The organism is Burkholderia sp. AU17457, assembly GCF_002223255.1.
GTDB classification, from domain to species: domain Bacteria; phylum Pseudomonadota; class Gammaproteobacteria; order Burkholderiales; family Burkholderiaceae; genus Burkholderia; species Burkholderia sola.
The window spans coordinates 141,087-165,035 of sequence record NZ_NKFB01000004.1 but is presented as its reverse complement, the minus strand read 5'-3'; the positions used below and the strand labels follow the sequence as shown (position 1 = coordinate 165,035).

General features: G+C 66.5%; 24 protein-coding genes and 2 tRNA genes. 15 read left to right on the top strand and 11 right to left on the bottom strand.

Going from position 1 to position 23,949, the window contains the following annotated elements; all coding sequences use genetic code 11:
- Nucleotides 1-10 precede the first annotated feature (10 nt).
- On the top strand, nucleotides 11-1,432 hold the full coding sequence (gene otsA, locus CFB49_RS13060) for an alpha,alpha-trehalose-phosphate synthase (UDP-forming) (RefSeq protein ID WP_089491529.1): 1,422 nt from the start codon (nucleotides 11-13) through the stop codon (nucleotides 1,430-1,432).
- Nucleotides 1,425-2,018 carry an AAA family ATPase gene (locus CFB49_RS13055; protein WP_089491832.1) on the top strand — a complete coding sequence of 198 codons (594 nt, stop codon included), beginning with the start codon at nucleotides 1,425-1,427 and terminating at the stop codon, nucleotides 2,016-2,018. Before otsA ends, CFB49_RS13055 begins: the two co-directional genes overlap by 8 nt.
- 30 nt (nucleotides 2,019-2,048) lie before the next feature.
- On the opposite strand, the gene CFB49_RS13050 is transcribed toward CFB49_RS13055, so the two are convergent.
- Together CFB49_RS13050 and CFB49_RS13045 are read right to left on the bottom strand one after the other, a co-directional pair.
- Nucleotides 2,049-3,416 (bottom strand): MFS transporter, encoded by a 1,368-nt coding sequence (locus CFB49_RS13050; RefSeq protein ID WP_069618063.1) that lies wholly within the window; start codon nucleotides 3,414-3,416, stop codon nucleotides 2,049-2,051.
- Between the two features lie 182 nt (nucleotides 3,417-3,598).
- The gene (locus CFB49_RS13045; protein ID WP_069618064.1) at nucleotides 3,599-3,979 is read right to left on the bottom strand and encodes a DUF5594 family protein; all 381 of its coding nucleotides are present in this window, start codon (nucleotides 3,977-3,979) and stop codon (nucleotides 3,599-3,601) included.
- A gap of 117 nt (nucleotides 3,980-4,096) precedes the next feature.
- On the opposite strand from CFB49_RS13045, the gene CFB49_RS13040 reads away from it, so the two are divergent.
- Complete coding sequence (locus CFB49_RS13040; RefSeq protein WP_089435442.1) at nucleotides 4,097-4,498, top strand: hypothetical protein; 402 nt, start codon at nucleotides 4,097-4,099, stop codon at nucleotides 4,496-4,498.
- A 198-nt stretch (nucleotides 4,499-4,696) separates the two neighbouring features.
- Here CFB49_RS13040 and CFB49_RS13030 read toward each other — a convergent pair whose 3' ends face one another.
- Nucleotides 4,697-5,002 carry a hypothetical protein gene (locus CFB49_RS13030; protein ID WP_069618066.1) on the bottom strand — a complete coding sequence of 102 codons (306 nt, stop codon included), beginning with the start codon at nucleotides 5,000-5,002 and terminating at the stop codon, nucleotides 4,697-4,699.
- A gap of 143 nt (nucleotides 5,003-5,145) precedes the next feature.
- On the opposite strand from CFB49_RS13030, the gene eco reads away from it, so the two are divergent.
- Nucleotides 5,146-5,646 carry a serine protease inhibitor ecotin gene (gene eco / locus CFB49_RS13025; protein WP_089491528.1) on the top strand — a complete coding sequence of 167 codons (501 nt, stop codon included), beginning with the start codon at nucleotides 5,146-5,148 and terminating at the stop codon, nucleotides 5,644-5,646.
- 21 nt (nucleotides 5,647-5,667) lie between these two features.
- Here eco and CFB49_RS13020 read toward each other — a convergent pair whose 3' ends face one another.
- Nucleotides 5,668-6,291: a TetR/AcrR family transcriptional regulator gene (locus CFB49_RS13020; protein ID WP_089491527.1), complete on the bottom strand. Its 624-nt coding sequence runs from the start codon at nucleotides 6,289-6,291 to the stop codon at nucleotides 5,668-5,670.
- 115 nt (nucleotides 6,292-6,406) lie between these two features.
- Here CFB49_RS13020 and CFB49_RS13015 point away from each other — a divergent pair, with 115 nt between their 5' ends.
- On the top strand, nucleotides 6,407-7,147 hold the full coding sequence (locus CFB49_RS13015; protein ID WP_069618069.1) for an SDR family NAD(P)-dependent oxidoreductase: 741 nt from the start codon (nucleotides 6,407-6,409) through the stop codon (nucleotides 7,145-7,147).
- A 60-nt stretch (nucleotides 7,148-7,207) separates the two neighbouring features.
- Here the strand turns inward: CFB49_RS13015 and CFB49_RS13010 are convergent, their stop codons facing one another.
- Both CFB49_RS13010 and CFB49_RS13005 read right to left on the bottom strand, forming a co-directional pair.
- Entirely contained in the window at nucleotides 7,208-7,540 is a 333-nt protein-coding gene (locus CFB49_RS13010; RefSeq protein WP_089491526.1) for a hypothetical protein, read from the bottom strand.
- A 208-nt stretch (nucleotides 7,541-7,748) separates the two neighbouring features.
- Nucleotides 7,749-7,825, bottom strand: a tRNA-Met gene (locus CFB49_RS13005).
- Between the two features lie 176 nt (nucleotides 7,826-8,001).
- On the opposite strand from CFB49_RS13005, the gene CFB49_RS13000 reads away from it, so the two are divergent.
- From CFB49_RS13000 to CFB49_RS12985, 4 genes are all read left to right on the top strand, one after another.
- Complete coding sequence (locus CFB49_RS13000; protein ID WP_176730192.1) at nucleotides 8,002-8,583, top strand: RNA polymerase sigma factor; 582 nt, start codon at nucleotides 8,002-8,004, stop codon at nucleotides 8,581-8,583.
- Between the two features lie 12 nt (nucleotides 8,584-8,595).
- Nucleotides 8,596-8,904, top strand: a complete 309-nt coding sequence (locus CFB49_RS12995) for a hypothetical protein (protein WP_069618072.1) — start codon at nucleotides 8,596-8,598, stop codon at nucleotides 8,902-8,904.
- 2 nt (nucleotides 8,905-8,906) lie between these two features.
- Nucleotides 8,907-9,203, top strand: a complete 297-nt coding sequence (locus CFB49_RS12990) for a 4Fe-4S binding protein (protein ID WP_089491525.1) — start codon at nucleotides 8,907-8,909, stop codon at nucleotides 9,201-9,203.
- A gap of 107 nt (nucleotides 9,204-9,310) precedes the next feature.
- Complete coding sequence (locus CFB49_RS12985; RefSeq protein WP_089491524.1) at nucleotides 9,311-10,027, top strand: O-methyltransferase; 717 nt, start codon at nucleotides 9,311-9,313, stop codon at nucleotides 10,025-10,027.
- Nucleotides 10,028-10,071: 44 nt separating this feature from the next.
- Here CFB49_RS12985 and CFB49_RS12980 read toward each other — a convergent pair.
- Both CFB49_RS12980 and CFB49_RS12975 read right to left on the bottom strand, forming a co-directional pair.
- Nucleotides 10,072-10,146, bottom strand: a tRNA-Arg gene (locus CFB49_RS12980).
- 148 nt (nucleotides 10,147-10,294) lie between these two features.
- A complete protein-coding gene (locus CFB49_RS12975) occupies nucleotides 10,295-10,477 on the bottom strand; it encodes a rubredoxin (RefSeq protein WP_006478164.1) in 183 nt (60 codons plus the stop codon).
- A 198-nt stretch (nucleotides 10,478-10,675) separates the two neighbouring features.
- Here CFB49_RS12975 and CFB49_RS12970 point away from each other — a divergent pair, with 198 nt between their 5' ends.
- The 5 genes from CFB49_RS12970 (at nucleotide 10,676) to CFB49_RS12950 (ending at nucleotide 18,612) form a co-directional block, all read left to right on the top strand.
- The gene (locus CFB49_RS12970) at nucleotides 10,676-11,080 is read left to right on the top strand and encodes a DUF4399 domain-containing protein (RefSeq protein ID WP_089491523.1); all 405 of its coding nucleotides are present in this window, start codon (nucleotides 10,676-10,678) and stop codon (nucleotides 11,078-11,080) included.
- A 268-nt stretch (nucleotides 11,081-11,348) separates the two neighbouring features.
- Nucleotides 11,349-13,298: an ATP-binding cassette domain-containing protein gene (locus tag CFB49_RS12965; RefSeq protein WP_069618080.1), complete on the top strand. Its 1,950-nt coding sequence runs from the start codon at nucleotides 11,349-11,351 to the stop codon at nucleotides 13,296-13,298.
- Nucleotides 13,299-13,518: 220 nt separating this feature from the next.
- Nucleotides 13,519-15,501 carry a DNA topoisomerase IV subunit B gene (parE, locus tag CFB49_RS12960; protein WP_089491522.1) on the top strand — a complete coding sequence of 661 codons (1,983 nt, stop codon included), beginning with the start codon at nucleotides 13,519-13,521 and terminating at the stop codon, nucleotides 15,499-15,501.
- 70 nt (nucleotides 15,502-15,571) lie between these two features.
- Complete coding sequence (parC, locus tag CFB49_RS12955) at nucleotides 15,572-17,893, top strand: DNA topoisomerase IV subunit A (protein ID WP_069618082.1); 2,322 nt, start codon at nucleotides 15,572-15,574, stop codon at nucleotides 17,891-17,893.
- Nucleotides 17,894-18,153: 260 nt separating this feature from the next.
- On the top strand, nucleotides 18,154-18,612 hold the full coding sequence (locus tag CFB49_RS12950) for a CopD family protein (protein WP_050017501.1): 459 nt from the start codon (nucleotides 18,154-18,156) through the stop codon (nucleotides 18,610-18,612).
- 50 nt (nucleotides 18,613-18,662) lie between these two features.
- Here the strand turns inward: CFB49_RS12950 and CFB49_RS12945 are convergent, their stop codons facing one another.
- Nucleotides 18,663-19,547: a LysR family transcriptional regulator gene (locus tag CFB49_RS12945; protein WP_069618083.1), complete on the bottom strand. Its 885-nt coding sequence runs from the start codon at nucleotides 19,545-19,547 to the stop codon at nucleotides 18,663-18,665.
- Between the two features lie 112 nt (nucleotides 19,548-19,659).
- Between CFB49_RS12945 and CFB49_RS12940 the strand changes: the two genes are divergently transcribed.
- Entirely contained in the window at nucleotides 19,660-20,106 is a 447-nt protein-coding gene (locus CFB49_RS12940) for a multidrug/biocide efflux PACE transporter (RefSeq protein ID WP_069618084.1), read from the top strand.
- Between the two features lie 45 nt (nucleotides 20,107-20,151).
- Here CFB49_RS12940 and CFB49_RS12935 read toward each other — a convergent pair whose 3' ends face one another.
- On the bottom strand, nucleotides 20,152-21,357 hold the full coding sequence (locus tag CFB49_RS12935) for a chromate transporter (protein ID WP_089435433.1): 1,206 nt from the start codon (nucleotides 21,355-21,357) through the stop codon (nucleotides 20,152-20,154).
- A gap of 201 nt (nucleotides 21,358-21,558) precedes the next feature.
- On the bottom strand, nucleotides 21,559-23,898 hold the full coding sequence (locus CFB49_RS12930; RefSeq protein ID WP_069618085.1) for a bifunctional diguanylate cyclase/phosphodiesterase: 2,340 nt from the start codon (nucleotides 23,896-23,898) through the stop codon (nucleotides 21,559-21,561).
- Nucleotides 23,899-23,949: the final 51 nt, after the last annotated feature.

Genomic DNA, 23,949 nt, shown 5'->3' with positions numbered 1-23,949 from the left:
GGGAAGTCGCATGAGCAGATTGATCGTGGTATCGAATCGTGTCGCCGCCGGCGAGGACACGCGCCCGAGCGCGGGCGGCCTGGCCGTCGGCGTGATGGACGCGCTGAAGGAAACCGGCGGCGTCTGGTTCGGCTGGAACGGCGAGATCGTCGGTGCGCCGGATGCCGAGCCCGCGATCCAGCGGGACGGCAATGTGACGTATGCGACGGTCGGGCTGACCCGGCGCGACTACGACCAGTACTACCGCGGCTTCTCGAACGCGACGCTATGGCCGGTGTTTCATTACCGCGGCGATCTCGCGCGCTTCGACCGCCAGGAGTACGCCGGTTATCTGCGCGTGAACGCGATGCTCGCGAAGCAGCTCGCCGCGCTGCTGCGACCCGACGACCTGATCTGGGTGCACGACTACCACCTGCTGCCGTTCGCGCACTGCCTGCGCGAGCTCGGCGTGAAGAACCCGATCGGCTTCTTCCTGCACATCCCGTTTCCGTCGCCCGACATGCTGCGCCTCGTGCCGCCGCACGAGGAACTCGTGAAGTTCATGTGCGCGTACGACGTGGCGGGCTTCCAGACCGAGGCCGACAAGCAGGCATTCACCGATTACATCGAGCGGCGCGGCATCGGCACGGCGAGCGACGACGGGATGCTGCATGCGCACGGCCGCGTCGTGAAGGTCGCCGCCTATCCGATCGGCGTGCATCCGGACGCGATCGCGCAGGCGGCCGTCCAGTACGGCACGCGCAAGCCGGTGAAGATGCTGCGCGAGGCGCTGGGCGACCGCAAGCTGGTGATGAGCGTCGACCGCCTCGATTACTCGAAGGGGCTCGTCGAGCGCTTCCAGTCGTTCGAACGGATGCTCGCGAATGCGCCGGGCTGGCAGGGGCGCGTGTCGCTCCTGCAGATCGCGCCGCCGACGCGTTCCGACGTGCAGACCTACCAGCACATCCGCGAAACGCTCGAAGGCGAGGCCGGCCGCATCAACGGCCGCTTCTCGCAGCTCGACTGGACGCCGATCCAGTACCTGAACCGCAAGTACGAGCGCAACCTGTTGATGGCGTTCTTCCGGATGTCGCAGATCGGCTACGTGACGCCGTTGCGCGACGGGATGAATCTCGTCGCGAAGGAATACGTCGCGTCGCAGGATCCGGCCGATCCGGGCGTGCTCGTGCTGTCGGAGTTCGCGGGCGCGGCGGCCGAGTTGACCGGCGCGCTGCTCGTCAATCCGTACGACCTGTCGCAGATGGCCGAGACGCTCGAGCGCGCGCTGTCGATGCCGCTCGCGGAGCGGCAGGCGCGTCACGAGGAGAACCTCGCGCGGTTGCGCGAGAACGACCTGTCGGTCTGGCGCGATACGTTCGTCGCCGACTTGCGCAGTGTCGCCGCGGCGGCGTCGGTCACGCAGCGCGCGGGCCGGCGGGTCGCGCATGCGTGAGTGCGTGCCGGGCGCCGGCAGCGACGACGAAACGGCGGGCGATACGGCCGGCCGCTTCTTCGTCGTGACGGGCGGCCCCGGTTCGGGCAAGAGCACGTTGCTCGATGCGCTGGAGCGCGCCGGGTTCGCACGCTCGCAGGAGGCCGGGCGCGGCGTGATCCGCGACCAGCTGGCCGTCGACGGCCCGGCGCTGCCGTGGCGCGACCCGGCGGCGTTCGCCGAGCTGATGCTGGGCTGGGAGATGCGGTCCTACCATCTCGCCCGGCAGGCGCGCGGGCCGGTGTTCTTCGACCGCGGCGTGCCGGACGTGATCGGCTATCTGAAGCTGACCGGGTTGGCGGTACCCGCGCACGCGGAAGCCGCGGCGCGGCGTTTCCGCTATCACCGGCGCGTGTTCATCGCGCCGCCTTGGCCCGACATCTATGTGCAGGACACCGAGCGCCGGCAGGATTTCGCGGAAGCGGTGCGGACCCATGACGCGATGGTCGAGTGCTATACGTCGTACGGCTATCGGCTGATCGAGTTACCGCGCGTGAGCGTGAAGGCGCGTGTGCGCTTCGTGATGGACACGCTCGACGCCGCATGATGGCCGCCGCGTGTACGGCGGACGACGGTGTCAGGCCGTCGCGTCCGGCCGCGGCGACGCGATGCGCAGCAGGCTGACGACCGCGGCCACCGCCGCGAACGCCGCGGCGACATACAGCGCGAGCGTCGGCCCGCGGTCGGGCGCGAGCCCGAAAATCAGCGCGACCAGCGCGGCGCCGAGCGTCTGGCCGGTCAGGCGCGCAGTGCTCAGCATGCCGCCGGCGCCGCCGCTGCGCTCGCGCGGCGCCGACGACAGCATCGCGCGGTTGTTCGGCGACTGGAACAGCCCGAAGCCCGCGCCGCACAGCGCCATCCGCCACACGATATCGACCGTGCCCGGGTGCGCGCCGATCGTGGCGAGCGACAGCAGTCCGGCCGCAAACAGCGCAAGCCCGATCCCGCCGAGGATGCCGGCCGAATAGCGGTCCGACAGCACGCCCGCGAGCGGTGCGGCGAACACGATCACGAGTGGCCACGGCGTCATGTAGAGGCCCGTCTCGACCTGCGAGAAGCCGAGCGAATGCTGTAGCCAGAACGGCAGCGCGACGAACGCGAGCATCTGCGACGTGAACGACGCCGTCGACGTGTAGACCGACAGCGCGAACATCGGGATGCGCATCAGGTCGACCGGCAGCAGCGGCGCGGGCTGCGACAACTGACGCTTCACGAAGAAGTAGCCGATCACGAATGCGACGGCCAGTTCGGCCGCGACGTACGCATGACTTTCGCCGTGACCGAGCCCGTCGACGGCCGTGATCAAGAGGCCGAACACGCACGCGTTCATCAGCGCGCTCGCGAAGTCGTACGGCGCGTCGTGCAGCGGGTTGGCCGGCAGCGCGCGCACGCTGCCGAGCACGGCCGCGATGCCGATCGGCACGTTGACCGCGAAGAGCCACGGCCACGACGCGAACGACAGGATCGCGGACGCGACCGTCGGCCCGATCGCCGACGACAGCGCGACCACCATCGCGTTGATCGACAGCCCGCGCCCGAGCATCGACGACGGGTAGATCATCCGCACGAGTGCCGCGTTGACGCTCATGATGCCGGCCGCGCCGAACCCCTGGATCACGCGCATCACCGCCAGCATCGGCAGCGAGCCGGCGAGCGCGCAGCCGAGCGACGCGGCGGTGAACAACGCGAGGCCGGCGATGTAGATGCGGCGATAGCCGACGCGTTCGCCGAGCGACGCGAGCGGCAGCAGCGTGATCGTGACCGCGAGCTGGTACGCGTTGACGATCCAGATCGACGCGGCGTCGGACGCGTGCAGGTCGCGCGCGATGGTCGGCAATGCGACGTTCGCGATGGCGCCGTCGAGCACGGCGAGCGTGATGCCCAGGGCGACGCAGACGATCGCCCAGTAGCGTTGCGGAAGCGGCAGGCCGGTATCGGCGTTCATGACGGGAGCGAGAGCGTGGTTGTTCGCGCGCCCGCTTGCCGGTTGCGTGCGCAACCATGTGCAGGGGCGGCGGCGATGAACGGCCCGGCCAGCGCGGCTGCGGCGGAACGGGGCCGGTCGAGTGTATCACCGGGGCGCATCGCGCGACGCCAAGCCGCGCGGTGGCCGGCTGGCGCGCGCATTCAGCCTTCGAAGTCGAGGCCGCCGAGCCGCACGAGCGGGTCGGCCTGCGTGCGCGACGCGAGATCGATGTCGCGTGCGCTCTCCCATGCGCCGAGCTTTTTCGGCAACGCGGCGAGGTAGTGCTCGAAGCGCTGCGGGCCGTCCGGTTCCATCAGCCGCTCGATTTCGTCGGTGTCCCAGGTCAGTTCGAGATTCAGCGGATGCGCGAAGCCGCTCACGTGCTCGTGTGGCGCGCTGCGGATCTGCACGCGCGTCGGATGCCCGTGCCCGCCATAGGGGACGACGTCGGTCTGAACGTGATCGGCGAAGAATGCGGCGATCGCCTGCGCGATGCGCGGCGCGAATTCGGTATCGAAACGGCGGGCAGTGTCGGGCTGCATGAAGGCGTCTCCTGTCGGCCGAAAATCGTAGCACGGCGACGACGCGTTTCGGCGCGAGCGATACCGGTAATCGCGCGTTACCACTTGCTGCATCTATTACGGCCGCCTCCCGCCACAATGCATCGCATCCAGTACCACTTCGCGTGGGAGTCCATCATGAAAAAGATTGCCGCAGTGTGTGTCCTTGCCGGTTCGCTCGCGGTCGCGGGCCCGGCGTCCGCGCATGGCCGCGACGGCGGCGCCGTCATCGGCGCATTGATCGGCGGCGCGGTGCTGGGCGCGATCGTGACGTCCGCGATGAATCCGCCTGTCGCGTATCAGGCGCCCGTGTACCAGGCGCCGGCCTATCAACCGCCGACGTACTACCAGGCGCCCGCGTACCAGCAGCCTGCCTACCCGACCTATCAGCAGGCGCAGTACCAGGACGACGGCCCGAACTATTGCTACGACCGCTATCAGCGCGCGTACGTGTGCGGTGCGCCGGTGCAGGGCGGTTACGCGCGGTCGGCCGGCTGGTAAGCGGCGGCGCCTGCGCGCGAGCACGTGCGGGGCCGATGCGCGGGCATCGTCGACGATTGCTTCGCCGGCCCGGACGACGAAAGGCCCTCGCTCGATGCGAGGGCCTTTGCCTTTTTGTGCGGCCGGTTCGTCGGCCGGAGTGATGCGCCGCCGGCCTTCGGCGGGCCGTGCGCAGATACAAACGGTTGCAATTGCGCGTCAGTGGCGATGACCGCCGCCGCCACCGCCGCCGTTCCAGTCGCCGCGGTGTCCGCCGCCGCGTCCCCAGCCGTTCCCGCGGTTGCCGCGATCGCCGTCCCAGCGATGGTAGTCGCGCCGGCCGCGATCCCAGTCGCGTCCGCCGCCACCGCCCCAGATGTTGACCGTGCCGTACACGGGAGACGGGGCGTACGCATAGCCGGGATCGGAATAGTAAGGCTGCCCGTAGCCGTATCCGGCGTCCGGGGCAACGACGCAGCCGGCCAGCAGGGTGGCGACGCCGGCGGCAGCAATGAGCTTCAGCATGATGTTCTCCGTTGGTTCCGCTATAAGTACCGCGCCCCGCGATTGCCGGCTGTTTGCAATTGTGTCGCCAAATTACAGCCTCGTAAGGTCCTGTGACGAAAGTGTTAGCATCCGGGGCTCATTTGTTTTTCAGGAGCACATCGATGAAATTCGCGATCCGGGCCGCGCTGGCCGCCTTCTGCATGACAACGGCCGCCGCATGCGCGGCCGCGCCGGCCTCCGCGCCCGCCGTGTCGGCCGAGTCGATCAAGATGTTTCCGCAGGCAGCGACCGGCCAGCAGCGCGTCGTGATCGCGCTGCCGGCGCTCGAGAACGAGGGTGATGCGCGCGTCGAGCTGATGATCGGCAAGACGCTGCAGACCGACTGCAACCAGCAGTGGTTCGGCGGTGAGCTGACTGCCGAGGATGTGAAGGGCTGGGGCTATACGTACTACCGGCTCACCGACGTGAAGGGGCCGGCATCGACGCTGATGGCGTGCCCGGGCCAGGCGCCGCAGCAACGGTTCGTGCAGGTGCGCAGTGACGGTCAATTGCTGCGCTACAACAGCCGCCTGCCGCTCGTCGTGTATGTACCCGACGGCTTCGACGTGCGCTATCGCGTGTGGCATGCGTCGAAGGACGTGCAGCAAGCCGTGAAGCAGTAATCTCTCCGCGGCGTCCTGCCGCTACCCACGGGCCGCGCTGCTCGTGCCGACGAGCGCCGGCCATGCGGCCAGCGCGGCTTGCGCGACGGCCTCCAGATCGCGGCGGCTCGCGCCGTCGCGCGCCTGGATCGACATGCCCTGCTGAACCGTCACGTAGTAGCGTGCGATTGCGTCGACGTTCGCGTGCGCCGATATTTCACCGGTCGCGACGCCTTGCGCGAGGCGTTCCCTCAGCGCGTCGACCGTACCCTCGCGCATCGCGATCAGCGTTTGCCGGACCATATCGGAACGCTCGGCCGGATGCAGCGCCGACAGCACGATCAGGCAGCCGGCCGGCTTCGAGCGCCGCGTGAACACGCGTGCGGTATCCATCAGGTAGCTCTGCACGGCGTCGCGCGCGCTGGCTGCCCGTTCGACACCGCCCCAGATTTCTCGCCCCTCGGTTGCGCGGTAATGCTCGAGCGCTTGCCGGAACAACGCTTCCTTGCTGCCGAAGGCCGCATACAGGCTCGGCGATGCGATGCCCATCGCGGCCGTCAGGTCCGTCATCGACGCGCCTTCGTAGCCGAGACGCCAGAACACTTCCATCGCGCGATCCAGCGCCGCTTCCTTGTCGAAGCTTCTCGGTCGGCCTCGTTCAGCCATTGCGTCCGTCCCTTCGTCGATATCTGTATCGATCGATAAAATAAATCAATTGACTGTGAGGCGCAACTTCCCACATTCTGTGTCGGTCGTTACATAAATGAGGAAAGGAACCGACATGAATCGACTTCAGGGCAAACGTGCACTCATCACGGGCGGCAGCCGCGGCATCGGCGCGGCGATCGCGAAACGGCTGGCGGCCGATGGCGCGGACGTCGCGATCACGTATGAAAAATCGGCCGAGCGGGCGCAGGCCGTCGTCGCCGGCATCGAGGCGCTGGGCCGTCGCGCCATTGCGATCCAGGCCGATAGCGCCGATCCCGTCGCCGTGCGCAACGCGGTCGATCGCGCTGCGGAGACGTTCGGCGGCCTCGACATTCTCGTCAACAACGCGGGGATTTTCCGGGCCGGCGCGCTGGACGACCTCACGCTCGACGATATCGACGCGACGCTGAACGTGAACGTGCGCGCGGTGATCGTCGCGTCGCAGGCGGCGGCGCGGCATCTCGGGGAAGGCGGGCGCATCGTGTCGACCGGCAGCTGCCTCGCGACGCGCGTGCCCGATGCGGGGATGAGCCTCTATGCGGCGAGCAAAGCCGCATTGATCGGCTGGACGCAGGGGCTCGCGCGCGATCTCGGCTCGCGCGGCATCACGGTCAACATCGTGCATCCGGGTTCCACCGATACCGATATGAACCCCGCCGATGGCGAGCATGCCGATGCGCAACGTTCGCGGATGGCGATTCAGCAGTACGGCAAGGCCGATGACGTGGCCGCGCTCGTGGCGTTCGTCGTCGGGCCGGAAGGGCGGTCGATCAACGGCACCGGATTGACGATCGACGGCGGCGCGAACGCGTAAAGACCGATGCCCGGCGTGAGTGGGCCGGGTAACGGTGCGTTCATCGTTCGTCGTGGTTCGTTACTGGCAGCCGAGGCGCAGGTACTCGGTTTCCAGATCGGCCCGTTTGTCGTAGGCGTGCAGTTCGTTGCGCGGCTTGCCGTCCGGGCCCATCCCGCGCACGACTCGGTGGCCGCGATCGGGCGAGTGCGTGAGCGCATCGATGCCGGCGGCCAGTTCCCGGCACCGCGCGTCGGCGGAGGTGCTTTCCGCGCGTGGGGCTGCCGAAGCGGTGACGTTGGCGATGCCCGGGCTGACGTAGCGTTGCTTGGCAGGGGCCGTGCCGGTGTCGGCGGCGTTGGCCGTGGCGGTCATCGCTGAAAGCGCGGCGAGCGCCGCGATCGTTCGAATCATTCGAGAAGTCCGTATGCTGAACCGAAGAAGGTTCGGAATTCTACGCAGTGTTCGCTGCATGTCGGCGGAGAACGGACGAGGTGCGATCGCGTGTCGCGCGTCGCGGTGAACGGGCGATTACCCATCTTCGTGTGCTGCGCCGCATGCGCGGCAACATCCTCCGGACAGCAAAAAGCCCGCTTGCTTTCGCAAAGCGGGCTTCGGCATTTGGTTGCGGGGGTAGGATTTGAACCTACGACCTTCGGGTTATGAGCCCGACGAGCTGCCAGACTGCTCCACCCCGCGGCGCGAAGTGTACTTCGGGTTGATGCCGGGAGTCAATCGATTCGTGTGGCGGCAGTCCCGATGCCATATCGGGCCTGTTCCTTGAAACGCCTGCAACGCAGTGAAGCGGACGCGTACCGCCGCAAAATTTTCACATCCCCCCACAATATTCGCGCGCCTGATACGTCTTCAGACGCATGGAACCGCCACCCACTTCGCAAACGATGACCGACCCAGACCGCGACATCACTGCGACAGTGATGCGTGAACGAACGAGGCTAGGGAACTTCATTCGGCGCCGGATCCGCGACCCGGACGATGCCGAGGACGTTCTGCAGGATGTGCTTCACGAATTCGTGCAGGCTTATCGGCTGCCTGCGCCAATCGAACAGGCGAGTGCGTGGCTGTTCCGTACGGCGCGCAACCGCATCATCGATCGTTTTCGCAAGAAGAAGGAGCAGCCGCTGGCCGATCTGCTCGATGCCGACGACGACGCGGACAGCGAGTATCGCCTCGACCTCGCGCTACCGTCGCACGATGCCGGCCCTGAAGCGCTCTACGCTCGCACGCTGTTGCTCAAGGCGTTGCAGGATGCGCTCGACGAATTGCCGGCGAATCAGCGTGAGGTTTTTATCGCGCACGAGTTGGAAGGGGCGTCCTTCAAGGAGATGGCCGCGCAAAGCGGCGTCGCGCTCAATACGCTGCTCGCGCGCAAACGCTATGCGGTCCTGCATCTGCGTGCGCGACTGCAACCCATTTATGACGAACTGGATATCTAGAGGAGTCGACGGATGAATTTTCGAATCAGATGTGCGGGCAAAGCGCTGCTCGTGGTGGTCGCCATCGGCGTGCTCGGATGGGTCGTCATGATGCTTTGGAATTGGGTGATGCCGGGCTTATTCGTCGGCGCCCGGACGATTGATTTCGCCCATGCGCTGGGCTTGCTCGTGTTGAGCCGGATTCTGTTCGGCGGATTCCGCGGACACCGTGGCTGGCACGGCCGGCGCCACTGGCGCAAGTGGGAAGCCATGACGCCCGAAGAGCGCGAGCAATTCCGGGCCGCATGGCGATCGGGTGGCAAGCGGCCTACCGAGGAGTGAACATGCGCGAGAAATCAACGGCCGACTGCAAGCAGAAGGCGGGCGTGATCGCGCCGGTCGTCGATCTGAAACGTTGCGAAGGGAAGGGGGATTGCGTGACCGTTTGCCCTGAAGACGTGTTCGAGGTTCGGCGCATCGATCAGGCCGATTACCTCGATCTTGGTTTGATGCATCGGTTGAAACTGCGCGTGCATGGAATGAAGGTCGCGTACACGCCGAATGCGGACGCGTGCAGATCATGCGGGTTTTGCGTGACGGCGTGTCCTGAGCGCGCAATCACGCTTGCTCGAAGGGCATAGCGTCGTCCGTTCGCGCCGATGGTGGAACGGCAACTCGCTGAGCCTGACGGTGGATTGGCGCTTGCTGGATACGCCGTCTACGTGATCAACCTCATGAAGGAACGCACTTGGCTTCAACTACTCATGTTCTTCTGCAACGGCTTCATGAAGAAAGCCGGAGCGAAATCATCGCCCGCGCCCGCGCGCAGTTCCAGGGGCCGACTGAGGCGTTTCCGACGCTCGTCGACGAATACGACGCGCTTGTCCCTCGGCTGCGAGGGCGTTTTCTCGAAACGTTCGGCTTGTTCACCGAAGATTTTGAGTCCTCGGACGGCAGTGCTTTATCGTTGGCCGTGTCGGCGGAAACGGGGAGGCTCCTGCGCAACATGGTGCTGGCGCAACGGCCGACCAGAATTCTTGAACTCGGCAGTTCCTGCGGCGTGTCGACTCTGTATTTCGCCGACGCGTTGCGTACGCTGGGCCGTGGTGTGGTCATCGCGACCGAATGCGATGCGCTCAAGTGCGCGCGTTTGCGGGCTCACGTCGAAACAGCGGGCCTGGATACCTATGTCGATTTGCGCGAAGGCGATGTATTCGAGACGGTTGCCGAACTGGGCGGTACTGTCGACATGGTGTTTATCGACGTATGGGCCGACGCCTATCTGAATCTGTTCAAGCAGATCGAGCCCTTGCTACGACCAGGATCGGTCGTGCTGGCCGACAACATGTACACGGCCGAGGACGCCGTTCGACCGTACAAGCACTACCTCGACGAGGATCCGCGGTTTTCGACCACGACGCTGGATTTTGAGTCGGGGGTGGAGTTTACGGTTGTTGTTGCTTGAGCGGGGAGTTTCTTGCGAATCTTGGGAGAGGTTTGGGGCTTGGCTGGTCCCCCCGACAGGAATCGAACCTGTATCTAGCGCTTAGGAGGCGCTTGTTCTATCCATTGAACTACGGGGAGAGCCAAGTCCGGGCAATCGCGCAAAAAATGCGAACCGGACGGGCGGTGTGGACAGCGCGCAGAGTATAGCAAACGCGCGGCGCGTCGGCGGGGCGGAATGCACCCGCGACGCGGCTATCGCGAGATCACCCGCGATCGAAACAGAAAATCAGAAGTCGACGACGACGAAATCTTCCTTGCCCACGTCGCACAGCGGGCAGCGCCAGTCGGCGGGAATGTCGGCGAAACGGGTGCCGGCCGGAATTCCTTCGTCGGGCAGTCCTTCCGCTTCGTTGTAGACCCACCCGCAAATCAGGCAGACCCAGCTCTGGTATTCAGTTACTTCGCTCATGTTGCGCTCGGGATAATGAAAATTCGGCGATGCCGTCCGCAGCGTGGCCGGCGGACGAAAGGCGCAATGTTACCGGAATTTCGCCGAACGCCTGCGCAACGTCGTTTTAAACGTACGCATCGCGAACAACCAGCGTCATCGCGTCGGTCGGGCATGCAGTGTATGCTTCGTGAGCCTGTCAATCTGAAGGAGGAAACGATGCTCAACAGAAAGTGGATCGCGGGTGCAGTTTGTGTCGCGGCGCTGGCCGTGTCGACGCTCGCGCGCGCCGAAGCGCGTGTGTTCTTCGTCGAGCCGCGGGACGGCGCGACGGTGTCGAATCCCGTGCACGTGAAGTTCGGTCTCGAAGGCATGGCGCTGAAGCCGGCCGGCGACATGACCCCGGATACCGGTCACCATCACCTGCTGATCGACGGCAAGCCGGTGCCGAAGGGCGACGTGATCCCGGCGAGCGAACGTTCGCTGCATTTCGGCAAGGCCCAGACCGAAACCGACGTGAAGCTGCCGCCCGGCCAGCACACGCTGACGCTGCAGCTCGGTGACGGCGCACACCGTTCGTACGGTCCCGAACTGAGCTCGACGATCACGGTCAACGTGAAATAACCGTGCGTCCCGCGCCCGCGCCCGATGCGCCGCGCGCGGGATATGCCGATCGGCCGGCCGCGGGCATCCGGCCGGCATGCGCGTGCTCATGCGGGCACGCAAACCGTAGCCGGCGTCCCAAAACCGGAGGTCGGCCACACCGCGCCCACGATACCGCGCCAGCGCCCATCAAGCGCGCTCCACGGCACTCGTCCATCCAGCCGAGCCGATGCCGGCCTCCGCGCCCGGTACAATGGGCGCTTCCGATTTCTCTCTTCGCCGTCTCCCCATGTCGCTCTATTCCATTACCGGCGCGCAGCTCGCGTTCGGTCACGTCGCGTTGCTCGATCACGCGGATTTCTCGCTGGAAGCCGGCGAGCGGGTCGGTCTGATCGGCCGCAACGGCGCGGGCAAGTCGTCGCTGCTGAAGATCGTCGCCGATCTCGCGAAGCCCGACGACGGGCTGATCACGCGCCAGCAGGAGCTCGTGACCGTCTACGTGCCGCAGGAGCCCGAATTCGAGCCGGGCGCGACGGTGTTCGACGCGGTCGCGTCGGGGCTCGGGCATACGCGCGAACTGCTCGAAGAATACGATTCGATCGCGCATCGCCTCGCGGAGATCCCGGAAGGCGCCGAGCACGATGCGCTGCTCGCGCGGATGAACGCACTGCAGTCGTCGCTCGATGCGCACGACGCGTGGAACTGGCGTACGCGCGTGTCGATGACGCTCGCGCAAATCGGCCTGACGGACGGCGACGCCAGCGTCGACGCGCTGTCGGGTGGGATGCAGAAGCGCGTCGCGCTGGCGCGCGCGCTGGTGCTGCAGCCCGACGTGCTGCTGCTCGACGAACCGACCAACCACCTCGATTTCGACGGCATCCGCTGGCTCGAAGAGCTGCTCGTCGCGCAGCGCGCGGGCCTGCTGTTCATCACTCACGATCGCGCGTTCCTCGATCGCGTCGCGACGCGCATCGTCGAGCTCGATCGCGGCCGGCTGCTGTCGTATCCGGGCAATTTCTCCGCGTACCAGACGCGCAAGGCGCAGCAGCTCGAAGTCGAACGCGTGGAGAACGAGAAGTTCGACAAGCTGCTCGCGCAGGAAGAAGTGTGGATCCGCAAGGGCGTCGAAGCGCGCCGCACGCGCAGCGTCGGCCGCATCGCGCGGCTCGTGCAGATGCGCAACGAGCGCGCGGAGCGCCGCAATGCGCAGGGCAACGTGAAGCTCGACGTCGCGCAGGGCGAGAAGTCCGGCAAGATCGTCGCGGAGCTGACCGACGTGACGAAGCGCTACGGCGGCCGCACGGTGGTCGACCGCTTCTCGACGACGGTCATGCGCGGCGACAAGATCGGCTTCGTCGGCCCGAACGGCGCCGGCAAGACCACGTTGCTGAAGCTGATCCTCGGCGACCTGAAGCCCGACGAAGGCACGGTGCGCACCGGCACGAACCTGCAGGTCGCGTATTTCGACCAGATGCGCGCGCAGCTCGACCAGGAGAAGAGCTTGGCCGACACGATCAGCCCCGGCAGCGAATGGGTCGAGATCGGCGGCGTGCGCAAGCACGTGATGAGCTATCTCGGCGATTTCCTGTTCGCGCCGGAACGCGCGCGTTCGCCGGTGAAGTCGCTGTCGGGCGGCGAGCGCAACCGGCTGCTGCTCGCGCGCCTGTTCGCGCGCCCCGCCAACGTGCTGGTGCTCGACGAACCGACCAACGACCTCGACATCCCGACGCTCGAACTGCTCGAAGAACTGCTGGCCGACTACGACGGCACGGTGCTGCTGGTCAGCCACGATCGCGCGTTCCTCGACAACGTCGTGACGTCGGTGATCGCGGCCGAGGGCGACGGCAAGTGGCGCGAATACGTCGGCGGCTTCACCGACTGGCAGATCCAGAGCGAGCGCTCGGAGCAGCTCGCGCAGCAGGAAGCGGCGAAGCGCGCGGTCAAGGAAGCGGCGCCCGCGAAGGACGAACCGGCGAAGAGCGCGGCCGGCCGCAACGCGCAGCGTACGGTGAAGCTGTCGTTCAACGAGCAGCGCGAACTCGATTCGCTGCCGGAGAAGATCGCCGCGCTCGAAGCGGAGCAGAAGGCGATCAATGCGCAGCTCGAGGACGGCGCGATTTTCGCGAAGGATCCGCAGGAAGGCACGCGCCTGACCGAGCGGTTCGCGGCGATCGACGACGAACTGCTCGCCGCGCTCGAACGGTGGGAAACGCTCGAGGCGAAGCGCAAGCCGGTGTGACGCGCGCGGTGCGCGCCGATCCCGCGATTGGCGCGCCACGCGGAACCAGTAAAATACCGCGCGTCCAGGGTCGCGCCGCACACGCCGCGCGCCCGCTTTCGGAGCAGTCCAAGCACACCGTTGTTTCGATTCGCTTTTTTACGGAACTCAACGTTTTGTCCACGACGTTATCCACACGAGGTGTGGACAACGTCCCGATGAATGACGAAATTCAGCGCCTATGTCAACAAAGAAACCCAGCGCGGCCTATAGCGAAGCATCGATCAAGGTGCTCAAGGGTCTCGAGCCGGTCAAGCAGCGGCCCGGCATGTACACCCGTACCGAGAATCCGCTGCACATCATCCAGGAAGTCATCGACAACGCGTCCGACGAGGCGCTCGGCGGCTACGGCAAGCAGATCACGGTCACGCTGCATGCCGACCAGTCGGTCTCGGTCGAAGACGACGGCCGCGGCATCCCGTTCGGCATGCACCCCGAAGAGGGCGTGCCGGTCGTCGAGATCGTGTTCACGCGCCTGCACGCGGGCGGCAAGTTCGACAAGGCCGCGGGCGGCGCGTATACGTTCTCGGGCGGCCTGCACGGGGTCGGCGTGTCGGTGACGAACGCGCTCGCAACGCGTCTCGACGTGACGGTATGGCGCGACGGCAAGATCGCCGAACTCGGCTTCGCCGACGGCGACGTCGTGAAGCCGCTGTCCACGCAAGGCGTGGGCCGTGGCGAAAAGAAATCCGGCACGCGCGTGCAGGTGTGGCCGAATCCGAAATACTTCGATTCGCCGAACCTGCCGCTCGGCGAATTGCAGCGCCTGTTGCGCTCGAAGGCCGTGCTGCTGCCGGGGGTCGAGGTCGTGCTCGTCAACGAAAAGACCGGCGAGCGCCAGGCGTGGAAGTATGAAGACGGCCTGCGCGGCTACCTGCTCGACGAAATGAACGGCAGCGAGCTGTTGATTCCGCTGTTCGAGGGCGAGCGTTTCGCCGATTCGCGCTCGACCGACGAAACCTTCGCCGAAGGCGAGGGCGCGTCGTGGGTCGTCGCATGGAGCGAGGAAGGCTCGCTCGTGCGCGAGTCGTACGTGAACCTGATCCCGACGCCGGCCGGCGGCACGCACGAGTCGGGCTTGCGCGACGGCCTCTACCAGGCGGTGAAGAGCTTCGTCGAACTGCACAACCTGCAGCCGAAGGGCGTGAAGCTGCTCGCGGAAGACGTGTTCGCGCGCGTGTCGTTCGTGCTGTCCGCGAAGGTGCTCGATCCGCAGTTCCAGGGGCAGATCAAGGAGCGGCTGAACAGCCGCGACGCGGTGAAGCTCGTGTCGTCGTTCTCGCGTCCGGCGCTCGAACTGTGGCTGAACCAGCACGTCGAGCACGGCAAGAAGCTCGCCGAACTCGTGATCAAGCAGGCGCAGGCGCGTACGCGCGCCGGCCAGAAGGTCGAGAAGCGCAAGAGCTCGGGCGTCGCGGTGCTGCCGGGCAAGCTGACCGATTGCGAGACGGAAGACATCGCGCGCAACGAACTGTTCCTCGTCGAGGGCGACTCGGCGGGCGGCTCGGCGAAGATGGGCCGCGACAAGGAATACCAGGCGATCCTGCCGCTGCGCGGCAAGGTGCTGAACACGTGGGAAACCGAACGCGATCGTCTCTTCGCGAACAACGAGGTGCACGACATCTCGGTCGCGATCGGCGTCGATCCGCATAGCCCGGACGATACCGTCGACGTGTCGAACCTGCGCTACGGCAAGATCTGCATCCTGTCGGACGCGGACGTCGACGGCTCGCACATCCAGGTGCTGCTGCTCACGCTGTTCTTCAAGCATTTCCCGCAGCTGATCGAGCGCGGCCACGTGTACGTCGCGCGCCCGCCGCTGTTTCGTGTCGACGCGCCCGCGCGCGGCAAGAAGCCCGCGCAGAAGCTCTACGCGCTCGACGATGGCGAGCTCGAGGCGATCCTCGACAAGCTGCGCAAGGACGGCGTGCGCGACACGCAGTGGAGCATCAGCCGCTTCAAGGGCCTTGGCGAAATGAGCGCCGAGCAGCTGTGGGACACGACGATGAACCCCGACACGCGCCGCCTGATGCCGGTGAAGCTCGGCGAACTCGACTACGAGGCGACCGTCGCGCGGATGACGATGCTGATGGGCAAGGGCGAGGCAGCCGCGCGGCGCGGCTGGCTCGAGGAAAAGGGCAACGACGTCGAAGCGGACATTTAGTGCACCGCTTCCGCGCGGCCGGGCATGACGCCCGGCCCGGCCTCATGCCACTTACGAATACGGAATTCAGATGGACGACAATACTTCCGATCTCTTTGCCAGCCCCGACGCGCCCGAGAGCGACGCGCTGACGCTCGGCAACTATGCGGAACAGGCGTATCTCAGCTACGCGGTCAGCGTCGTGAAGAGCCGCGCGCTGCCCGACGTGTGCGACGGCCAGAAGCCGGTGCAGCGCCGGATCCTGTTCGCGATGAACGAAATGGGCCTGGGGCCCGACGCGAAGCCGGTGAAATCGGCGCGCGTGGTCGGCGACGTGCTCGGTAAATACCACCCGCACGGCGACCAGTCGGCGTACGACGCGCTCGTGCGTCTCGCGCAGGATTTCTCGCTGCGCTATCCGCTGATCGACGGGCAGGGCAACTTCGGCTCGCGCGACGGCGACGGCGCGGCGGCGATGCGTTACACGGAAGCGCGCCTCACGCCGATCGCGAAGCTGCTGCTCGACGAGATCGACCAGGGCACGGTCGACTTCATGCCGAACTACGACGGCTCGTTCGAGGAGCCGAAGACGCTGCCGAGCCGCATGCCGTTCGTGCTGCTGAACGGCGCGTCGGGCATCGCGGTCGGCCTCGCCACCGAAATCCCGTCGCACAACCTGCGCGAAGTCGCGGCCGCGGCGGTCGCGCTGATCCGCAATCCGAAGCTCACGCATGCCGAGCTGATGAACCTGATTCCGGGCCCGGATTTCCCCGGCGGCGGCCAGATCATCTCGAGCGACACCGAAATCGCGGCGGCGTACGAAACGGGCCGCGGCAGCCTGAAGGTGCGCGCGAAATGGAAGATCGAGGATCTCGCGCGCGGCCAGTGGCAGCTCGTCGTGACCGAGCTGCCGCCGAGCACGTCGGGTCAGAAAGTGCTCGAGGAAATCGAGGAACTGACCAACCCGAAGCTGAAGCTCGGCAAGAAGACGCTGACGCCCGAGCAGTTGAACACGAAGAAGGCGATGCTCGACCTGCTCGATGCGGTGCGCGACGAGTCGGGCAAGGAAGCGGCGGTGCGGCTCGTGTTCGAGCCGAAGTCGCGCACGATCGACCAGACGGAATTCGTGAACACGCTGCTTGCATACACGAGCCTCGAATCGAACGCGACGCTGAATCTCGTGATGATCGGCGCCGACGGCCGGCCGGGCCAGAAGGGCCTGCTGACGATCCTCGACGAATGGGTGAAGTTCCGCCAGCTGACGATGACGCGCCGGTGCCGCCATCGTCTCGCGAAGGTCGACGACCGCATCCACATCCTCGAAGGGCGGATGATCGTCTTCCTGAACATCGACGAGGTGATCCGCATCATCCGCGAGTCGGACGAGCCGAAGGCCGCGCTGATGAGCGCGTTCGGCCTCAGCGAGCGGCAGGCCGAGGACATCCTCGAAATCCGGCTGCGCCAGCTCGCGCGGCTCGAGAAGATCAAGATCGAGAAGGAACTCGAAGCGTTGCGCGACGAGAAGGCGAAGCTCGAGGAACTGCTCGCGAACGAAAGCGCGATGAAGCGGCTGATGATCAAGGAGATCGAGGCCGACGCGAAGCAGTACGGCGACGATCGCCGCACGCTGATCCAGCAGGAAAAGCGCGCGACGTTCGAGGCGAAGGTGGTCGACGAGCCGGTGACGGTCGTCGTGTCGCAGAAGGGCTGGGTGCGCGCGATGAAAGGTCACGGGCTCGACCCGGCCGGCTTCACGTTCAAGGCGGGCGACCACCTGTACGCCGCGTTCCAGTGCCGCACGCCGGATCGCCTGATCGCATGGGGCAGCAGCGGCCGCGTGTATTCGGTCGACGTGTCCGTGCTGCCGGGGGGGCGCGGCGACGGCGTGCCGGTCACGTCGCTGATCGAGCTCGAATCGGGCTCGCACCTGATGCACTACTACGCGGCGCCGGCCGACCAGCAACTGCTGCTCGCGTCGAGCAACGGCTTCGGCTTCCTCGCGAAGGTCGGGGACATGGTGAGCCGCCTGAAGGCCGGCAAGTCGTTCATGACGATCGACGCGGGTGCGGTGCCGCTCGCGCCGATGCCGGTGCTGCCGAACGCGACGCAGGTCGCGTGCCTGTCGAGCGGCGGGCGCTTGCTCGTGTTCGGGATGGACGAGATGAAGACGCTGTCCGGCGGCGGGCGCGGCGTGATCCTGATGGCGCTCGACGACAAGGAAACGCTCGTGCAGGCGCTGGCGATCGATCCGGCCGGCGTCGTGCTGATCGGCACCGGCCGTGGCGGCAAGGTGCAGGACGACACGCTGTCGTATGCCGGGCTCGCGCCGCACATCGGCAAGCGCGCCCGCAAGGGCCGCGCGCCGGACACGAAGCTCAAGGTCGTCACCGAGTTGCGTCCGCTGCTCGGCTGACGCCGCGTGGTCGACCGGATCGCCGGATCGCTGGTTCGGCCGCGATCGAAGGCCGCACGTCCGCTTCGGCGGGCGTGCGGCTTTTTCTTTCTGGCGCGGGGATGCGGGTAAGCAAGCGTGGCGCTGTCACGCGGAATTTGCAAAATAGTGTGAAATCGCGTCGAGGGTCCGAACCGCCGCGCGGCTGGCGGGTCGAACGTCGCTTGATGCCGCGTGCGACGCGGCCGTTCGCTGCACCCACTCATCACAGGATCGTCCCCATGTCCCACGCCGTTGCCGTCGCGCTGTTTCTTCATCTGCTGGCCGTCGCCGTGTGGGTGGGCGGGATGGTCTTCGCGCACTTCTGCCTGCGCCCCGCGCTGTCCGACCTGTCGCCGCAGTTGCGGCTGCCACTGATCGAAGGCGTGTTCGGCCGCTTCTTCAACTGGGTGTCCGGGGCCGTGATCGTGATCCTGCTGTCCGGCGGCTTCCTGCTGATGAGCTTCGGCGGCGCGCACGCGACGTGGTCGCTGCACGCGATGGCCGGACTCGGTGTCGTGATGATGCTGATCTTCGGGCACATCCGCTTCGCGCTGTTCCCGCGCATTCGCCGTGCGGTGCAGGCGCAGAACTGGCCGGACGGCGCGCGCGCGGTGAATGCGGTGCGCCTGCTCGTCGTCGTGAACCTCGTGCTCGGCGTCGTCACGATCGGCGCGGCCGTGCTGTCGCGCGGTTTCTGACTGGCTGGCGCAGGCTACTGCCTTCGGCGTAGGCCCGGCGGCACGCGCCGCTACGCGGCCAGCATCGCGTCGAGCAGCCACGAGCCGGCCGGCCCTAGCGGCCGGTTGCGCGACCAGACCGCATCCACCCGTACACGGCGCGGCCAGCCGCGCGCGCGCAGCTCGCACAGGCGGTCGCGCGCGAAATGCTCGACCATCCAGCGCGGCAGTTCCGCCCAGCCGAACCCGAGTACGGCCATCTCCAGCAGCATCAGGTAGCTCGGCGCCAGCCAGTGCTGCGTGCCGACGACGATCCGGTCGTCGGTGCCGCGGCCTTCCGTTTTCACGTAGGTATTGAGGCGCAGTTCGCGCACGTCGCGCAGCGCGGCGTGCGGCACCTCGGCGTCGCCGTATTCGGCGAGCGCGTGCGTGCGGCCGACGAACAGCCCGATCTCCGATTCCTCGGCTACCGTCGCCGCGCCGATATCGGCCGGGTAGGCCGCGCGCGCGGCCATCAGCCCGAGTTGCGCGCGACCCTGCTGGATCAGGTCGAGCACGTCGTCGTGCTCGGCGATCTGGCATTCGAGCTCGAGCGCCGGAAAGCGCCGTTCGAGCGCCATCAACGTTTCCTCGTAACGCTTCGACTGGTAGGTATCGGACACGACGAGCGTGAGCCGCGCTTCCTCGCCGTGCGCGAGCCGGGCGGCCGTGCGGTCGATCGCCGCGCTGGCCTCGAGCGCGCGCTGCACCTGCGGCAGCAGCGCACGGCCGGCATCGGTGAGCGTCGGCGTGCGCGTCGAGCGGTCGAACAATTGCACGCCGAGATCGATCTCGAGATTCGCGATCGCTTCCGACACGGTCGACTGACGCTTGCCGAGCTTGCGGGCGGCGGCCGTAAACGAGCCGAGCAGCGCCGCTTCGGCGAATGCGAGCAGGGCTTCCGGGGCATGGTGCATGCAGGGCTCCTCGCAGCGTTATATCGGTAAAACCGATGATATCAAACTGGATTCGCACGGTACCGCCGATCAGAATGCCCGACATGGATCAAGCAATGCATCGGAGGGCATCATGAAACAGACGAATAAAACGGTGACGGAACGCCTGCTCCACGCGCTGACGTTCGAACTGGTGGCGATCGCGCTGTGCGCGCCGATCGGCGCGTGGCTGCTCGACATGCCGGTGTCGCACGTCGGCGTGCTGACGGTGATGGTGTCGCTGATCGCGATGGCGTGGAACATGACGTTCAACACGCTGTTCGACCGCTTCGAGCGGCGGGCCGGGTTGTCGCGCACGCTCGGCATGCGGGTCGCGCACGCGGTGACGTTCGAGCTCGGCCTCGTCGCGATGGTGGTGCCGGTTGCCGCGTGGTGGCTGAACGTGAGCCTCGTCGAGGCGCTGCTGCTCGACCTCGGCATCGTGCTGTTCTTCCTGCCTTACACGTTCTGCTTCAACCTGGCGTACGACGCGCTGCGCGCCCGCTGGATCGCGCGCCGCGTCGCGGTGCAGGCCGGCTGACGGAGTCAGGCCGGCCAGCGCGAGCAGGGTGACGGCCGCCGCTCGTCAGTGCGCGACCCACAGCCACACGCTGCACACGGCGGCGACCACGCCGTACACGGCATAGACGGGCACCTTGAAGCGCGTGAAGCACAGCGTCGCGAACGCGCCCGTCAGCCAGTAAACCGGGTCGGCCGGTTCGCGATGCAGGATCTTCACGACGGCGACCACGAGAAAGGCCGTCGTCGCCGCGCGCAGCAGGCGCATCCCGTGCTCGAAGCGCGCATGGCGCTTGAGCCGGAGCAGATGGTTCTGCGCGAATACGACGAGGCACCCCGATGGAATGAACAGCGCGGCGGTGGCGAGCAGCGCACCGACCCACCCGTCGGTCAGGTAGCCGAGAAACGGCACGACGTTCAGCAACGGCCCCGGTGCGACCGGCGACAGCGCGAACGCCAGCGTGAAGTCGTGATCGGAGATGCCCGTCGCCGGCGACACGAACAGCGTCTTGAGCACCGGCAGCGCGGAGAAGCCGCCGCCGAACAGCGTCATGCCGGCGCCCGCGAGGCGCGGCCACAGCAGATCCGCCTGGTAATCGCCCGGCAGCGGCACTGCGAACAGCACGACGAGCACGCCGAGCAGCACGAGCAGGCCGCGATCGCGCTTCGGCAGCGTGAAATCGACCGCGTCGCGTTGCGACGGCCCCGTCAGCCAGCCCGCTGCAAACGCGGCGAACAGAATCCCGACGAAAGCGGCCGGACTATGCGCGAAAGCCAGCAGAATCGTCGATAACGCGGCGATCGCCTGTTCGAGCCGCGTGCGTGCGAGCGAGCGCAACTGCTTGACCCACGTGACGCCGATCAGCGCGGCGAGCACCATCCCGAAGTGATTGATCAGCACCGGCGCGGCCAGCGAGCGGACGAGCGGCGTCTGATAGAAGATCGCGAACAGCGTCATCAGGACCGAGAACGGCAGCACGCTCGCAATGCCGGCGATCCATGCGCCGGCGCGGCCATGCAACGTCTGGCCGACCTGCACGGCGACATTGCAGCCGACGGGGCCCGGTACGAGCCACGCGAGCGCGACGAGATCGCCGAAGACTTGCGGCTCGATGCGCTGCAGCCGCTCCACGTAATGGCGTTCGAGCTGCGCCATCATCGAAAGCCCGCCCCACGAGACGGCCGAAATGCTGGCGACGACCTTGAACAAGGTCCATAGGGAGGCCGGTGCCTCTTCGACACGCGCGGTCGCTTCGACTTCGACGGTTGTCATGATTGTGTGGTTGGCGCGGGGCCAGATCTCTCGCGTAAGGCCGTGGCGACGGCCCGCCGACACGTCGGCCCTCCCGATTGTCCGCCGCGCATCGTGACACTACCATGCGCGAAAACGCTAGTTAATGAACTAAACGACCGGATCGGAAAACGTAACAATTGCGGCGGTGCGCAACGCGCGCCGCGGCTGCAGCGGTGCGGCTCAGCCGCCCGTGCTGCCGGTCGCGCGATGCGCGATGACGTTCGGATGATCGCCGCGCACGCCGAAGCGTGCGATCAGCGCGGGAATCGCATCGGCCGGCACCGGGCGCGAGAACAGGAACCCCTGTGCCTCGATTTCGCCGAGTGCGGACAGCCACGTGATCTGCTCCTCGGTTTCGGTGCCCTCGACGACGACGGTCAGCCCGAGCGAGCGCGCCAGATGCACGATCGACGACACCATCACGCACACGCTGCGATCGGTCGGAATCGCCTGCACGAACGAGCGGTCGACCTTCAGCGTGTCGACGGAGAAGCGGTGCAGGTACGACAGCGACGAATAGCCGGTGCCGAAATCGTCGAGCGCGATCCGGATGCCGAGCTTTTTCAGCGCGACGATCTTCTCGGACACGAGTTCCGGATATTCCATCATCGCGGTTTCGGTGATCTCGATCTCGAGCCGGTTCGCGTCGATGCCGGTGTCCTGCAGCGCCTGCGAGATCGTCTCGATCAGGTCGCCGCGCCAGAACTGCACGGGCGAGATGTTGACCGCGAGCGTCAGCGTGTCGTGGCCTTCGTCGCGCCAGCGCGCGATCTGCTCGCACGCGGTGCGGATCACGAAGTCGCCGATCGGCACGATCAGGCCGGTCGATTCGGCGATCGAGATGAATTCGTTCGCTGAGATCACGCCGTGTTCGGGATGATCCCAGCGTGCGAGCGCCTCGAAGCCGGTGATATAGCGGTGCGTGAGGTCGATCTTCGGCTGATACGCGAGGAACAGCTGCCCCTCGGCGAGCGCGACACGCAATTGCTGTTCCCAGCGCATCAGGTGGTCGGCGCGGTGCGACAGGTGCGGCGCATAGAACTGGTAGCAGTTCTTGCCGGCATCCTTCGCGCTGTACATCGCGAGGTCGGCCTTTTTCAGCAGGTCGATCTCGCTTTCGTTCGCGACGGTGTGCAGCGCGATGCCGATGCTCGCATGCAGCACGAACGAACTGCCGCGTACGTCGAACGGCTCGCTGAACATCCGGATGATCGCTTCCGCGAGCCGCACCGCGCGCCGCTCGACGTCGTCGCCCTTCATCACGACGACGAACTCGTCGCCGCCGATGCGCGCGAGCGAGCCTTCGTCGCCGACCGCATCGGCCAGACGCGACGCGGTCATCTGCAGCACGATGTCGCCGGCGTTGTGGCCGAGCGTGTCGTTGACGGTCTTGAAGTTGTCGAGATCGATGAACAGCAGGCCGAGCCGTGACAGGCTCGCGGGCATCGACACGTCGTTGCGCAGCCCGCGCAGCGTCGCATAGCGGTTCGCGAGGCCGGTGAGCAGGTCGTATTCGGCGAGCTGCGTCATTTCGCGCTCGCGGCCGAGCAGCTTGCCGATCAGCCCCGTCGCGACGCCGAAGAACGCGAGCATCGCGAGCGTGATGAAGCTCGTCATCAGCAGGTAGACGTTGCGCGTGTGGGTGTAGTCCGCGAACTCTTCCGTCTGCGACAGCCCGACCATCACCGCGAGCGGGTAGCCGTCGAGGTGGCGGTACGACACGATGCGCGTCACGCCGTCGATCGGATCGACGATCGTGCCCGTCACGCGCTCCGCGATCGGGTAGACGCCCGACGCCGAAAACGCGCCCGGCGCGTTGTTCACCGAGCCCGTGCGCCGCGCGAGCACCGCGCCCGTGTCGGACACGACCGCGATCACGCCTTCCTTGCCGATGGCCGCGTTGTTGTAGAAATCGTTCGTGAAGTAGCTCGGGTCTTCCGACACCACGACGATGCCCGCGAAGCTGCCGTCCGGATTGTTCAGGCGCCGCGTCATCTGCAGCGTCCAGTGGCTCGACACGCGGCCGAACACCGGCTTGCTGATGAAGAGGCGGTCGTCGTTGTGCGCGAGGTGGACCTTGAAGTGCTCACGGTCGGACAGGTTGATCGGCTGCGGATGGAGTTCGGCGGTGTTCGCGAACAGGATGCCTTTCGCGTTGACGAGCGACACCTGGATCAGCGTGTCGCTCGGCACGACGCCTTTCTCGACGGCGCTCGCGAGATTGAAGCGCGCCGGCGACTTCTCGAATTCGAACTTGACGAAGCGGGTGATCTGGTCGACCTGGTGGATCGCTTTGACCGTATGCTGCTCGAGCGCGGACGACAGGATCGCCGCGGAGGCCGCTGCTTCCTTGTACGCACTGTCCTTTTCAACGGACAGCCGCGCGATGATCACGGCCCACAGCAGCGCGAGCGCCAGCATCCCGAGCAGCGGGATGGCAAACAGCGCACGCCGGCGCGATTTGCGCGGCGCGCGTAGCGGTCGGTTCGGCGGCGTGTGGTTGGACCGGGCGGAACTCATCGAAGAGGGCGGCGTCCTGCTCGCGTGCGCCATCCGTCTGGATGGCCGGCT